This window comes from Rossellomorea marisflavi, from assembly GCF_001274775.1.
GTDB lineage: Bacteria > Bacillota > Bacilli > Bacillales > Bacillaceae_B > Rossellomorea > Rossellomorea marisflavi.
The window spans coordinates 182,936-195,349 of record NZ_LGUE01000004.1; the positions used below are offsets into that span (position 1 = coordinate 182,936).

Here is a 12,414-nt window from a genome sequence, read left to right on the forward strand (position 1 = left end):
AAGGGAAATTCACACAGCTTCGAGGTGAAAATAATCATGAAACCAATAAAAGAACGGATGGATGAAAGCATCCTTGTATGTGTCTATTACGGACCGAACGGGGAGCGCCTCATCCAGCGCGGATGCAAGATCGCCAATATGATGAAATGCCCTCTTTACATCCTCACCGTAGATCCGAAACCCTTCGATGAACTGGATGCTGAGAAGTCGGCCTACATTTCCCAGTGGAAAGAACTAGCCGAGAAGCATAATGCCGATGCCTTCATCATAAAAGATAATGAAAAACGCCCGATTTCAAAGGTGATCGCCGAAGTATCAAGGGAGCGGAACATCACCCAGATCATCCTTGGACAGACTGCCCAGAGCCGCTGGGAACAAATCGCGAAAGGCTCCATCATCAATTCGTTGCTGCGGGAAGTCCCATTTGTGGACCTTCACATCATTTCAGTGTCCCGCGCCCTCAAGAATCCTGATGGACACTTTGAAAAAGGCTGCCGTGCTTATCTCGTGGAAGAAGATGATCAATACCGTCTTACGTTCAAGCACACAAAGGCCATGCGCTATGAAGGAATCTTCTTCAAGGAATCAGGGACCGATTTCAATAATGGGCTTTTCAAGTTCATGAAAGACCGGGAAACGCTCCAGGTTCAAGTAGAAGAAGGAATCGTCAAAGACTTGACGAATGTTTCCGTACAACCGAATGATTCCGAAGATGACGACTATCTATAATTTCAACGCGAACCTCCACCTTGATGGGTGGGGGTTTTTCTTATGCTTTTTACAGGTTCACATCCACTTTCACCAGACGGAGTTCGTCCTGATGAATCCCGATGTATCGTAAGGTTTCCGACGAAGAATGGTGATGAAAGGTTTTCATGAGGATGGAAATGGCGATGCCTTTCCTGTATGCATGATATCCGAATGTTTTCCGTAGGGTATGGGTGCCGATCTTCCCTGGTATCCCCACTTCTTTTGCGGCCTTGTTTATGATGCGATACGCCTGCTGTCTGGTTATGGCCTGAGCGTGTTTCTTTGACTTAAAAAGAAAATCCTCAGGTGAAAAGTCAAGGGGACCGAGATACGCCTGCAGTTCTTCCTGAATCTTTCCGTTCAGATAGAAAGCACCTTCCTCTTCACTTTTGGAGTCCTTTAGACATAAGAACTCCTTCCCTTTCCCTTCTTCCCAGACGTCAGCAATCTTCAATGACAGCAGATCACTGATTCGTATTCCCGTATTGATCCCGAACACGAACAGGAGCAAATCCCGCTGGGACTGCGTTCGCAGGATATCCTTGATGGCATTGATGTTTTCAATATCCCTGATGGGATCGACATATTCCATCCAGAACCCTCCCCACTAATGTAACTTAAATAAATCGTAACATAGATTATGTAACATAACAATGAATAAACGTTGAACATTCTGATGTGTGTCAGCTCATTCTTGTCCACACTGGTACCGGTAGTTTTCTCATAAAAAGCAAGGACGATACTTTCGTCTGGTTTGCTTCAATCTTATGTAACATTTGAACAAAATTCCCCTTTTTCCAAGCATTAAAACGTTCCATCCACACATGAAAAAAATCCGCCAGGACTTCAGGCGGATTTCATTATTTTTTATTGATTCGCACATCCGGAATGAACCGCTTGATTCAATCGAATGGCTGCATCCTCCACGTCTTCAGACCCGGAGATGGCCGAAATGACCGATACACCATCCGCTCCAGCCTCCATCACGGCAGCCGCATTCGTTGACGTGATCCCTCCGATTCCGACCAAGGGAATGGAGAATCCATGTTCTCTGAATTGCCGGATGATGGCGGTCCCCTTCACGCTTTCGGCATCGTCCTTCGAGCTTGTCGGGTAGATGGGGCCTAGTCCGAGGTAATCAGCACCGTCCTTGATGGCACGCTCCGCTTCCTCGATTGTGTGGGCAGAAACCCCCACCCATTTGTCAGCTCCAATTCGCTTCCTTACGATGGAGGCCGCTTCATCCTCCTGCCCGATATGGACTCCATCTGCATCAATCTCCATAGCAAGGTCGATGTCATCATTGACGATAAAGGGGATGTTCGCCTCCTTGCATACCTGTTGGAGTGCTGTCGCAAGCTTTTTCTTCTGAGTACCTGAGAGGGCCCCCTGCCCTTTCTCACGGAATTGGAAGAGAGAAATCCCTCCGCGGATCGCTTCTTCCAGAATGTTCACGGGATCCCGGTGACAGTTGGGGCTGCCCATGATGAAATACAGCTTCAATGCATCTTTGATTGCGGATGTCTTCTCTTGCATCACGCTTCCCCCTTTTCCACCTTGAAGGCTTTCTCATCAACAGCCTGAAGCCTGGACAGCTCATCAAGGAATGCGGCGCAGAAGCTGCCTGGCCCATTTGAGTGCCGCTCTGCCTTTTCTGCTGCAACCCCGTAGGAGGCAACGGCAGCGACCGCACTCTGAAGCGGCTCATGTCCTACGGCTGCGAAAGCCGCGGCAACAGAAGATAATAAGCAACCAGTCCCTGTCACTTGTGTCATGATGGGATGACCATTCCGTATACGGTAGACTGTGGACCCGTCCGTCACCACATCCACCTCACCCGTCAAGATGACGATGCAGGAAAACTGACGGGATGCCTTTACAGCCAATGTGGCCCGGTCTCCATCTCCGTCACCCGAATCGACTCCTCTCATCGTCCATTCCTCTCCAAGGGCGGAGGCAATCTCTCCCGCATTCCCCCTGATGATGGATACGTCGATCTCTTTGAGGATGGTAGCCGTCATCTCTGTACGGAAGGTCGTGGCCCCCGCACCGACTGGATCGAGGACCACAGGAATCCCTTTCCTATTCGCCGCTTTGCCAGCCAGAATTATCGACCTTACTACACTTGAAGAAAGGGTCCCGATGTTCAAAACGAGCGCATCGGCAATCCCTGCCATTTCTTCCACTTCTTCTTCGGCATACGCCATCACCGGCGATGCCCCGAGGGCCAGAAGACCATTTGCCGTAAAATTGGTCACCACCACATTGGTGATGTTGTGGACAAGCGGTTGGTCTGTTCGAAGCTTCTCTACTAGTTCAAGCATTCCCATCTCTCCTCTTCTATGTATGAGCCGCCCAGTGCGAAAGGCGGCTGTTTCAACAATCATGTCCCACAAAATGTGCGGTATGGTCCGTCTTCCGGATTTTGTGGATGTTGATACGCTTCAGGACTTCCCTCATGATCATATGGTTTCGTAAGCACGTGAAGGAGTGTCGTCAAAACGGACAGGTCTCCTTCCTCCACTGCGGCATCAAGCGCCCGTTCGACCTGATGATTCCTCGGAATCACAGCCGGGTTATGGTCGCGCATCAGCTTTCTCGCCTCTTCTTCTGACTCCGGCTGTTCATCAAGACGCTCTTCCCATCTCTCCTGCCACTGGGCGAATCCGACCGTACCAGCAAGGGGATTCCTCTCTTCCCTGTCATGGGTCAGATCAAGAAAAGTATTCGTGTAGTCGGCCCCGTGATTACCCATCATCGTCAGAAGATCTTCGACCAGCTTTTGATCATCTTCATGCGGATGGAACAAACCGAGCTTCGACCTCATACCGTCCAGCCAGTACGCGTGATAGAGGGACGGATAAGTGGAAAGCGTCTCCTGTGCAAGCTCAACCGCCTTTTCTTCATTCTCATCAAGGAGAGGCAACAGGCTTTCGGCGAAACGGGCGAGGTTCCATCCTGCAATCGGTGGCTGATTTCCATACGCGTAGCGCCCCTGCTCATCAATGGAACTGAAGACTGTTTCAGGATTGAATGCATCCATGAACGCACATGGACCATAGTCGATGGTTTCTCCACTGATCGCCATATTATCCGTATTCATGACCCCATGGATGAACCCTACAAGCTGCCACTTGGCAATCAGTGATGCCTGGGCGTCCATCACCTGTTCAAGGAGGGAAAGATAAGGCTGGTCTGTCCCCTTCACACCCGGATAATGTCTGTCGATCGTATAATCCGCGAGGGCTCGCAAGTCTTCCAGGCTCCCCGCTTTGGCGGCCAGTTGGAAGGTTCCCACCCGGATATGGCTGGATGCGACCCTTGTAAGAACGGCTCCATCAAGCAGTCGATCCCTGACGATGTTCTCCCCCGTCTTGACGACGGCAAGGCTCCGGGTCGTGGGGATGCCAAGGGCGTGCATCGCCTCACTGATCACATATTCACGAAGCATGGGACCAAGCGCCGCCCTTCCATCTCCCCCGCGTGAGTAGGGGGTACGCCCGGCACCTTTGAGCTGTATGTCCACCCGGTTCCCTCCAGGGGTCACTTGTTCACCAAGGAGGACGGCACGGCCATCACCCAGTCTGTTGAAATACCCGAATTGATGCCCTCCGTAAGCCTGGGCAAGGGGGTGTCCTCCATCCGGCACACGATTTCCTGCATAGACGTCCACATCCTGATCGGTAATGCCAAGGGATCTGGCAAGCTCTTCATTGAAGATCACCCATTCCGGTTTTTCTACAGGAACGGGTTTCATTGAAGAGTAGAAGAATGGGGGCAACCCCTCATACGTGTTTTCTAGTTTCCAGCCTGACTGATTTGTCATAATGGCTCCTTTCATCTCCAATAGATTTCGTCTTTTGTCCCCATGGTATCATATTTTCCGTCCATCCGCCGAAGTGAAGGGATGGGATGGGAAAAAGAAAAAGCTGCATCCGATTATGGATGCAGCCTTCATGTTTCTTATTTTCCTTCCAGGCGACTGATGCGGACATCGAGGTCCGGGTGAGTCGAGAAGATGGAGGACTTTTTCTTATTATTGATCTTCAACGTGGCGATGGCGGTATCATCATTCCCTTTCATGCGCCCAGTGTAATCCTTCAGCATGCGGAGGGCATGAACCATCTTATCCTTACCTGCAAGATCCGCTCCGCCGCGGTCAGCATGGAATTCACGGTGACGGGAATACGCGAATACAACAAGGCTTCCAAGGATGGAGAACACGATCTGGAAGACAACCACGGCGATGAAGTGGACAATCGGCGCAAGTTCTTCTTTCACAAAACGTGTAGCGATCCAGGCTGCGACACGGGAAAGGAACACCACGAAGGTATTGACCACACCCTGCAGGAGGGTCATTGTCACCATATCACCGTTTGCCACGTGGGCAACCTCATGGGCGATGACACCTTCAACGGCATCGTCATCCATTTCATAAAGCAGTCCGGTCGATACGGCCACTAGTGATTTCTTCTTGGAAGGGCCTGTAGCAAAAGCATTCACTTCCGGTGAATCGTATATTCCTACTTCCGGCATATGTGTAAGACCTGCAGCCCTTGAAAGGCGGTGGACCTTCTCAACGACACTCTGCTCATCCGCCGTCAATGCCCCATTCGGGTCAAGGACACGGACATTCATCATGCGTTTGGCCATCCAACGGGACATAGCAAGTGAAATGAATGAACCGGTGAAACCGATGATTGCACTGAAGATCAGCAGCGCAACCAGATTCAGACTACCATCCGAATTGATATAGCGTCCTGCACCTGTCAGTGAAAAAATGATACTGATGGTCAGAAGGACGAGTACGTTCGTCAACAGAAAATAAAATATGCGTTTACCCATCGAGATCCTCACTCCTATTTTCAAGTTCAAATGAACTTATATATGAGTTTATTATACTGTTTTTTCCTATAAAAGACAAGAATAAAGTGCACACAAAACTTCGATTGACGAGCCAGTTCCCAGTCGATACTATAGTAGAAGATAAAGCAAAGAAACGGAGCGATTGTGGTGGAGACCTACAAACTTACACGAAAAAACATGGCCGATCTTCTCATGGCCCTATCCGGACAGATCTCCCTCAGTCCACAGGAAATCCTCATGGAAGCTTGGGGAACATGCGATCCTTCACAAGGAATGCCGTCCATATTGGTCAAGGTCCTCGACTCACCCATCGGGAATACAGGATTCTCCCTGAATGAGATCGTATCCCTCGGAAATCAGATCGAGTTCACCAACTTCCCCCAGAGTACCGTACAAAACTGGGTGAAGCGGGATGTAAGGGCACTCATCGGATCCCCTCTCCACGGAAAAAAATATACGACGACCCAGGCCGCTATGCTCTTCATCGTAGAGGATCTGAAAGGATCCCTTGATTTTGAGTCCATACGCGGGGTCCTCACCCTTGTATTCAATAATATAGAAGATCGCCATGATGACATCATCAATCCGATTGAACTGTACAGCGCCTATGCTTCTGTATTCGACCGCATCCATCATCACGCCCTCCCCACTGCTACCACCGCCGGGGACACTTCCGTCAATGAAGCGATCGACCAGTTCATACAGGAAGAGTGCAGGAGCCTGTTGCCCGCCCTGCAGGATGTGACAGAAGAAGATTTGACCGTCGTTTGGCATGTGCTGATCGTAGCCGCCATGACCGTCCAGTCTGCCTACTATCAAGCGACGGCCAAGAACTACGTAAAAACTGCATTGGATCTTCGCCGGACAGTAGATCTGCCTGATCAATAAAACGAAGCGCCCCCACGATCCAGTCGACAGGACCATGGGGGCGCTTCGCACTTTCTTCGTCCTCGATCTCCTTCAAAGGCCAAATCCGCCTTTGTTCAAATAGAGGACAATCAAGCTCAGAATCAACAAAAGGAAGGGCATTCCCGACTTGGCAACCGGGTCCTTCACACGGAGGAGATGGGTGAAGATCGCACCCACCATCGTCACGGCCGCGAGCAGCGCTCCGATAGCCGCACAGGTTTCATTCCACAGCCCTGTGATCAGCAGGACTGCTGTGATGACTTCCACCACCCCAGTGAAGATCCGGAACCAAACCGGCATCCGGTATCGATGGAATTCATCCACCATCTGTTTCGATGTGAACTTCATCCACCCGAACATGAGAAATCCTGCACCAAGTAAAATCTGAAGGACCATGGCAACCGTACCCATCATATCCCGTCTCCCGCCCCATTGATTTTTCGATACCCAAAGAGGCATCTGATATATAGGTATGCCTGCAAGAGTGGATACATTCTCCAAGCCGGGTGTCACTTCACTTGTTCAAGGAACAGATAGTCTTCTCCCGTCACCATCTCGACTCGATGGGCCCTCTTCCCGTATGTGACGGTGTGGCCTTCTTTATCCCGCTCTCTCCATCCCGCAGAAAGAAGCCTTATTTTATAGGATAGTGGGAGATCCCCTTCACGGGCAGCCGGTTTCCATTTGTAGTTTTTGATACTTTTCGTTTCATTCATCACATGTGCCGACACAGGGACAGGGAATCCCTGAAGGTCACCGGACCCCTTATACCCGAAGATCACAATCGACCCATATAACAGGATCGACACGATCCCTAACGCTGAGAATCCCCATTTTAGTCTTGTTTTCCAGCTTCCATCCCACTTCACCTTTACCATCAGTTCAGCCTTTTGACAAGGTAATACTGCTGGTGGTCCGGTGTCGGATGTGACTCCACCATACCAGCTACAGTGTACCCAAGCTTCTGATAAAAGTGGGGGGCCTGAAAGCTGAACGAATCAAGCTGGATGAGCCTGCACTGGTTTTCCTTTGCAGCCTCTTCCATTTGACGGAGCAGATCTTGTCCATACCCCTTCCCCCTGAGCTTTTCATCGACCCAAAGAAAATCGATATGCAGATGATACCAGAAGATCGTACCGGTGATCCCGCCGAAGACAATTCCGTCATCATCTTTAAGCATGAAGCCCACCTGCTTCACAGGATGCTTGACTTCATCCGGGAGCCTGTCCCTATTGTATTCGATCACCCTGCTTCGTATCAGGTCGCGTTCCTCCTGGTTCCATTGTGATGTGATATTCATCGATGTCCTCCCTTTCATGAGCGAAGGCTCTTCACAAACCCTGTGCTCTTTGCCGTATACCCCATTCGTTCATAGAACCGGTGAGCGTCTTCACGCTCCGTGCGGTTCCCGCTGTTCAGTCCCATGCCGCTTGCCCCCAAGCTTTCCGCCAGGGTTTCCGCTTCTCTCAGTAGCTCCCCGCCGATGCCTTTATTCCTGATCGATGGATCCACCACCAGGGCGATGACCCTCGCATACATCTCATCTTGAGTGTACAGATAGCCCGTATGGAAGCCGATCATTCCCACGACCCTGCCGTCGAGTTCCGCCACCAGTGTATAGTGATCCTCTTTCTCTACGATTTTTTCAAGCCGTCCACGCATCTGTTCAGATGTGGACGGATAGCCGAGAGAACCCATCAAAACCGTAAGTCTCTCGTAATCTTTCATGTGTGCGTTCCGTATCATCTCACAGCCCCCCAGTATTATCCATTATACAGAGAGAGAATCGTATGATAAATACCGAGTTTCGGAGGACCACCCTTAGCCGTGGCGGAGATATACTTTTCTATGTTTGATCAGCCATTCGTTCAGGGAGAAAAGGACGGGGATCCAGACAGCCACAAACAGTAACGTCCACGTGATACCGGACATCATTCCGTTTTCTTTCAGGACACTGGCAGCCTCTAGACTGAGGGAAGCAGGATTGAACAAATCAACTAGGGGATCCAATCCTGCAAGCATCCTGAATAGAAGCAGGATGACGATCGACACGAATGCCACAGAACCACTTCCCCGCAGGAGCGTGCTGACCGTCATGATCACACTGAGGATGAACATGCCCCACACAAGATAAATCGAAAACGCCTTTATTCCTATACCCACATTCACTCCATCGAATAGATAATGGGAGTAGAACATGGAAGTTCCGAATCCCGCCATCATGCTGAAGGCAATCAAGCTATAGGCTGCCACCCATTTCCCTAATAGATAAGAGCGCAGGTTCAGAGGTCTCGTCATCATGAATGAAAGTATCCCCGATGCTTTTTCTCCCTGTATGATCCCCATGAACGAGAGGGAGATGATGATGAGTCCCATCTGATCGAACTGGGATGCGAGGGTGGCAGCGAGTATGGTGTTGCCGTCCAGTACAAATTTCGATGGATCCACGGTAACCCCCTGCTCTCCACCCATCATTTCAAGGATGGAAGGAAGATAATAGCTCGTTACAGGCTGCGTAGCCCCTAAAAGGATAAAGACGACCGGCAGCCAGATCCACTTATACTCCAATGCCATCTGCCTGCTTTCTTTCTTGAAAATGGTCCATGTATTATTCATGACTTTGTCACCATCCTTATAAAGATCTCCTCCAGTGAATCGCGGCCCACTTCGAATTTGTGGATATCCACTGAGTGGTCCAGCGCTTCCTGCAAGAGTTTTCCTTTATCTTGAACTAGATCTTTGAGCAGGATACTCAAGCTTCTCCCTGTGACATTGACTGATTCGACAAACGGCAGCCCGGCAACATGATTCAACCAGCCTCTTTCCATGGAAGCTGCATCCAAACGGATGATTTGCCGGGAGTACCGATCCAACAGGTCTTGGATCATGGCATCTTCCACCATTTCTCCTTCCGTCATAATGACGAAGCGCTGACAGAGTTCCTCTGCGTCACTAAGAATATGCGTGGAGATGAGCAAGGTCGTTTGAGTTTTGATTTCTTCCAGGATCGAGAGCACTTCCCTTCTCCCGATAGGATCAAGGGCCGATACAGGTTCATCCATAATGACCAGAGAGGGCTTATGTAAAAGTGCCTGGGCAATTCCCAATCGTTGTTTCATCCCTCCTGAGAAGGTGGCGATGCGATCATTTGATCGTTTGGCAAGTCCAACCTTATTCAAAAGCGCGCCGATATCATGTTCCAGTACAGAGGGAGCCATACCGGATAGGCGTCCCATGAAAGCCAAGTGTTCACTGGCTGTCATCCATTCGTAGAAGGCGGGATACTGAGGGAGGTAGCCGATTTCCTTTTTCATAGAAGAGATCGGCTTATCATTCAATAGAATCTCTCCCATGTCAGGTTCCTCCATACCCGTCATCAGTCGCATCAATGTTGACTTCCCTGCACCGTTCGGTCCAATCAGACCTGTGCAAGTCCCCGCATCCACCACCAACGAGAAAGGCTGGAGGGCAACATGACCCTTGTAGGTTTTACTCACATTCTTCACATCAAGTCTCATCTTCTCTTCCCCTCTTTCCGACCGAACACAAAGTAAAGGACAGGACCAATGGTATTCCCAAACACAATGATCAACACCCACATACCCTTATGGTCCCTGAACTGCCTATTCTTATATAAATCTGCCATGGCCAATGCGATCAATATCAGACTGATGATCACGATCGGCAGGATCAGTGGCAATAAGGCCTCTATATCCAAAAAGGGAAGATCATCCAACCCATAATGTAATGTCATTTTCATCATCCTTTACGTTATCATTATTGATAATGATAATTTAAAAGTAGAAGAATTGCAATTCTTATTCTCATTTTTTATAATGAGATTACAAACCCCACGTAAAGGAGCCTACCATTGAAAAATAAAGCCGAGTTGATGATGCATCCCGTCCGGATGAAAATATGCCAGGCGCTCATGAGGAACAAAGCAGCTGGCCTGACGCCTTTAGAAATGGTCAAAGTGATTGAAGATGTCCCGCAGGCCACACTTTATCGCCACATCCAGACCCTTGCCCATGCAGGGATCATCCGTGTGACCCGTGAGAAAAAAGTAAAGTCTGTTTCTGAAAAATATTATGTATTGAATGAAGAGGAAGCCACCATTTCCAAAGAAGAATGGAAGGAAGCTTCAGGTGAGGAAAAGCTCCTCCACTTCTCTCGGTATCAGCTCATGGTGTCGGCTCAATATGAAGATTATCTGAAACAAATCGGAGACGATGAGGACAAAGCATCTTTTTCCATGGTTGAAATGAAATTGAGTGATGCCGAATACCAGAAATTGCAGACGGAAATCGGGGAGATCGTGAAGAAATACTACACCGGCGCTACACAAGAAAAAAAGGATAGGGAACCACTGAGAACCATCGCCATCACGATGATTCCCGATTCCCCATCCCACTAAAAAAATGCGTGGGGCAATGAATACCCCACGCATTTCTTACAATCCGCCGCCGAACCAGCTATTTGCCTTGACCCTCTCTTCTTCTTGAAGCACCCGTTCCTGATCGTTCGCCACATCAAAGGAGGATTTCTCCCTTCGACCATTGATGAGGGCAGAGCCGAGACCGAATACGACAGCGACACCAATGATGATCCATAACATAAGATTTCACCTCCCCTTTGATACTCTTACTAGCATATACGATTCACGCGGTAAAAAGTTTCAATTTTCTCACTCTTTGTGTGAAGTATTTCCCTCCATGACAATTTCATACTTCCCTCCGCCCCCTTCGATGACCGTGAGGCTGGTGGCATGGATGAAAGGAGGAGACCACAGCTTGTCCAATGGAAGTCCCTTTACATGGGCAAGCAGGGCTTTGATGAAGATGGAATGGGTCACGACGAGAATCGTTCCCTTATGAGCCTGGACCTTTTTCAAAAACGACTCCACGCGTTCCATGACCTGATTAAAGGTCTCTCCTGTTTCTGACTCATAGACATGTGGGTTGTTCCAGAACGTGTGAAAGCGTTCCGGATCGGCATTTCTCACTTCATCCTGTGTCCGTCCCTCCCAATCACCCATTCCGATTTCCCTCAAATCTTCATCGAATGTAATGAGCGCGTCGTCAACAATCAGCTCTGCCGTCTTCCTTGCCCGGCCAATCGGGCTTGAGTATACGGCCTCAAAGGAGACCCGCTTCAATACCTGAGCCAGGGCCAGGGCGTCTCCTTCTCCTTCCGGTGTTAAATCCGAGTCTTTCCACCCCTGCATCCGTTTCTCTCTATTCCAGTGTGTTTCCCCATGTCTAGTAATATATAATTTCACCATATGTCACAGCTCCAATTCGTAGTGGAGAAAGGTTTGATCCTGGCGGTACCCATTCTTTTCATACAGCCTGCGCGCCGTTTCATTGTCAGGTGCTGTGCTGAGGCAGATGGAAGCAGCCCCCGTTTCCCCGGCAAACGCCCTCGCCTTATGAAGCAGGGCCTCTCCGACTCCAGCCCCCCGGGCTTCTTCAGACACATAAAGATCGTTAAGGATCCATGCCTTTTTCATGCCGATGGAGGTGAATGTCGGATAAAGTTGAGTGAATCCAACTATTCCGCGATCATCACCTGCAAGAAAAATCACAGAGTCCCCTGTTGTTAGACGCTCTTGAATGAATGTTTTTGCGCCTTCGGGATTAGACGGTTGCTTGTAAAAGATACGGTATTCATTGAATAGGTGTGCGACTGATTCAAGGTCGCTCAGTGTTGCTTTCTTGATGTTCATGGAAATCTCCCCTTCTCTCTTAGTAGTTAAAGTTTACCATCCCTACCCTTTTGGTTCATTTCTTTTTCAAAATATAGGTTGGGACAAAACCAAAGAGGTGCCATTTCATGACGAACATCATCAATATAAGTTCTTAATGCCGCTTATGATTTCCGTGCAAG

At 49.3% G+C, this 12,414-nt stretch carries 18 protein-coding genes; 3 read left to right on the forward strand and 15 right to left on the reverse strand.

The features are described from left to right. The first annotated feature begins 36 nt into the window (after positions 1-36). Positions 37-729 (forward strand): universal stress protein, encoded by a 693-nt coding sequence (locus AF331_RS10785; protein ID WP_053428137.1) that lies wholly within the window; start codon positions 37-39, stop codon positions 727-729. Positions 730-778: 49 nt separating this feature from the next. Here AF331_RS10785 and AF331_RS10790 read toward each other — a convergent pair whose 3' ends face one another. The 5 genes from AF331_RS10790 to htpX form a co-directional block, all read right to left on the reverse strand. Then, positions 779-1,342 (reverse strand): site-specific integrase, encoded by a 564-nt coding sequence (locus AF331_RS10790; protein WP_053428138.1) that lies wholly within the window; start codon positions 1,340-1,342, stop codon positions 779-781. Positions 1,343-1,617: 275 nt separating this feature from the next. Next, a complete protein-coding gene (thiE, locus tag AF331_RS10795; RefSeq protein ID WP_053428139.1) occupies positions 1,618-2,286 on the reverse strand; it encodes a thiamine phosphate synthase in 669 nt (222 codons plus the stop codon). Continuing rightward, the gene (gene thiM, locus AF331_RS10800; RefSeq protein WP_053428140.1) at positions 2,286-3,080 is read right to left on the reverse strand and encodes a hydroxyethylthiazole kinase; all 795 of its coding nucleotides are present in this window, start codon (positions 3,078-3,080) and stop codon (positions 2,286-2,288) included. Before thiM ends, thiE begins: the two co-directional genes overlap by 1 nt. 53 nt (positions 3,081-3,133) lie before the next feature. After that, entirely contained in the window at positions 3,134-4,576 is a 1,443-nt protein-coding gene (locus AF331_RS10805; protein WP_053428141.1) for a protein adenylyltransferase SelO, read from the reverse strand. Positions 4,577-4,713: 137 nt separating this feature from the next. Beyond that, positions 4,714-5,595 carry a protease HtpX gene (htpX, locus tag AF331_RS10810; protein WP_053428142.1) on the reverse strand — a complete coding sequence of 294 codons (882 nt, stop codon included), beginning with the start codon at positions 5,593-5,595 and terminating at the stop codon, positions 4,714-4,716. 168 nt (positions 5,596-5,763) lie between these two features. On the opposite strand from htpX, the gene AF331_RS10815 reads away from it, so the two are divergent. Next, positions 5,764-6,504, forward strand: coding sequence for a DUF1836 domain-containing protein (locus AF331_RS10815; protein WP_082346945.1), 741 nt, complete (start codon positions 5,764-5,766; stop codon positions 6,502-6,504). A gap of 72 nt (positions 6,505-6,576) precedes the next feature. On the opposite strand, the gene AF331_RS10820 is transcribed toward AF331_RS10815, so the two are convergent. From AF331_RS10820 to AF331_RS10850, 7 genes are all read right to left on the reverse strand, one after another. Beyond that, positions 6,577-6,939 (reverse strand): DoxX family protein, encoded by a 363-nt coding sequence (locus AF331_RS10820; RefSeq protein ID WP_235576368.1) that lies wholly within the window; start codon positions 6,937-6,939, stop codon positions 6,577-6,579. Between the two features lie 95 nt (positions 6,940-7,034). Further along, positions 7,035-7,403 carry a hypothetical protein gene (locus AF331_RS10825; RefSeq protein WP_053428144.1) on the reverse strand — a complete coding sequence of 123 codons (369 nt, stop codon included), beginning with the start codon at positions 7,401-7,403 and terminating at the stop codon, positions 7,035-7,037. After that, the gene (locus AF331_RS10830) at positions 7,403-7,825 is read right to left on the reverse strand and encodes a GNAT family N-acetyltransferase (protein WP_053428929.1); all 423 of its coding nucleotides are present in this window, start codon (positions 7,823-7,825) and stop codon (positions 7,403-7,405) included. Before AF331_RS10830 ends, AF331_RS10825 begins: the two co-directional genes overlap by 1 nt. A gap of 14 nt (positions 7,826-7,839) precedes the next feature. Next, positions 7,840-8,271, reverse strand: coding sequence for a GNAT family N-acetyltransferase (locus AF331_RS10835; protein WP_053428145.1), 432 nt, complete (start codon positions 8,269-8,271; stop codon positions 7,840-7,842). Positions 8,272-8,346: 75 nt separating this feature from the next. Further along, on the reverse strand, positions 8,347-9,141 hold the full coding sequence (locus tag AF331_RS10840; protein WP_053428146.1) for an ABC transporter permease: 795 nt from the start codon (positions 9,139-9,141) through the stop codon (positions 8,347-8,349). Then, positions 9,138-10,043, reverse strand: a complete 906-nt coding sequence (locus AF331_RS10845) for an ABC transporter ATP-binding protein (RefSeq protein ID WP_053428147.1) — start codon at positions 10,041-10,043, stop codon at positions 9,138-9,140. Before AF331_RS10845 ends, AF331_RS10840 begins: the two co-directional genes overlap by 4 nt. Next, positions 10,040-10,279 carry a PLD nuclease N-terminal domain-containing protein gene (locus AF331_RS10850; protein ID WP_053428148.1) on the reverse strand — a complete coding sequence of 80 codons (240 nt, stop codon included), beginning with the start codon at positions 10,277-10,279 and terminating at the stop codon, positions 10,040-10,042. Before AF331_RS10850 ends, AF331_RS10845 begins: the two co-directional genes overlap by 4 nt. 117 nt (positions 10,280-10,396) lie before the next feature. Between AF331_RS10850 and AF331_RS10855 the strand changes: the two genes are divergently transcribed. After that, positions 10,397-10,942 carry a helix-turn-helix domain-containing protein gene (locus AF331_RS10855; protein WP_053428149.1) on the forward strand — a complete coding sequence of 182 codons (546 nt, stop codon included), beginning with the start codon at positions 10,397-10,399 and terminating at the stop codon, positions 10,940-10,942. 36 nt (positions 10,943-10,978) lie between these two features. On the opposite strand, the gene AF331_RS22380 is transcribed toward AF331_RS10855, so the two are convergent. From AF331_RS22380 to AF331_RS10865, 3 genes are all read right to left on the reverse strand, one after another. Continuing rightward, entirely contained in the window at positions 10,979-11,143 is a 165-nt protein-coding gene (locus AF331_RS22380; protein WP_159644396.1) for a hypothetical protein, read from the reverse strand. A 69-nt stretch (positions 11,144-11,212) separates the two neighbouring features. Continuing rightward, the gene (locus AF331_RS10860; RefSeq protein ID WP_053428150.1) at positions 11,213-11,809 is read right to left on the reverse strand and encodes a histidine phosphatase family protein; all 597 of its coding nucleotides are present in this window, start codon (positions 11,807-11,809) and stop codon (positions 11,213-11,215) included. 3 nt (positions 11,810-11,812) lie between these two features. Beyond that, on the reverse strand, positions 11,813-12,253 hold the full coding sequence (locus tag AF331_RS10865; protein WP_053428151.1) for a GNAT family N-acetyltransferase: 441 nt from the start codon (positions 12,251-12,253) through the stop codon (positions 11,813-11,815). Positions 12,254-12,414: the final 161 nt, after the last annotated feature.

Excerpts from the sequence above, each read along its gene's own strand:
- AF331_RS10845 (WP_053428147.1), bottom strand. The coding sequence starts at position 10,043 with ATGAGACTTGATGTGAAGAATGTGAGTAAAACCTACAAGGGTCATGTT.
- AF331_RS10790 (WP_053428138.1), bottom strand. The coding sequence starts at position 1,342 with ATGGAATATGTCGATCCCATCAGGGATATTGAAAACATCAATGCCATC.
- AF331_RS22380 (WP_159644396.1), bottom strand. The coding sequence starts at position 11,143 with ATGTTATGGATCATCATTGGTGTCGCTGTCGTATTCGGTCTCGGCTCT.
- AF331_RS10825 (WP_053428144.1), bottom strand. The coding sequence starts at position 7,403 with ATGGTAAAGGTGAAGTGGGATGGAAGCTGGAAAACAAGACTAAAATGG.
- thiM (WP_053428140.1), bottom strand. The coding sequence starts at position 3,080 with ATGGGAATGCTTGAACTAGTAGAGAAGCTTCGAACAGACCAACCGCTT.
- AF331_RS10835 (WP_053428145.1), bottom strand. The coding sequence starts at position 8,271 with ATGATACGGAACGCACACATGAAAGATTACGAGAGACTTACGGTTTTG.
- AF331_RS10865 (WP_053428151.1), bottom strand. The coding sequence starts at position 12,253 with ATGAACATCAAGAAAGCAACACTGAGCGACCTTGAATCAGTCGCACAC.
- AF331_RS10785 (WP_053428137.1), top strand. The coding sequence starts at position 37 with ATGAAACCAATAAAAGAACGGATGGATGAAAGCATCCTTGTATGTGTC.
- htpX (WP_053428142.1), bottom strand. The coding sequence starts at position 5,595 with ATGGGTAAACGCATATTTTATTTTCTGTTGACGAACGTACTCGTCCTT.
- AF331_RS10830 (WP_053428929.1), bottom strand. The coding sequence starts at position 7,825 with ATGAATATCACATCACAATGGAACCAGGAGGAACGCGACCTGATACGA.
- AF331_RS10820 (WP_235576368.1), bottom strand. The coding sequence starts at position 6,939 with ATGATGGGTACGGTTGCCATGGTCCTTCAGATTTTACTTGGTGCAGGA.
- AF331_RS10805 (WP_053428141.1), bottom strand. The coding sequence starts at position 4,576 with ATGACAAATCAGTCAGGCTGGAAACTAGAAAACACGTATGAGGGGTTG.
- thiE (WP_053428139.1), bottom strand. The coding sequence starts at position 2,286 with ATGCAAGAGAAGACATCCGCAATCAAAGATGCATTGAAGCTGTATTTC.
- AF331_RS10850 (WP_053428148.1), bottom strand. The coding sequence starts at position 10,279 with ATGACATTACATTATGGGTTGGATGATCTTCCCTTTTTGGATATAGAG.
- AF331_RS10860 (WP_053428150.1), bottom strand. The coding sequence starts at position 11,809 with ATGGTGAAATTATATATTACTAGACATGGGGAAACACACTGGAATAGA.
- AF331_RS10840 (WP_053428146.1), bottom strand. The coding sequence starts at position 9,141 with ATGAATAATACATGGACCATTTTCAAGAAAGAAAGCAGGCAGATGGCA.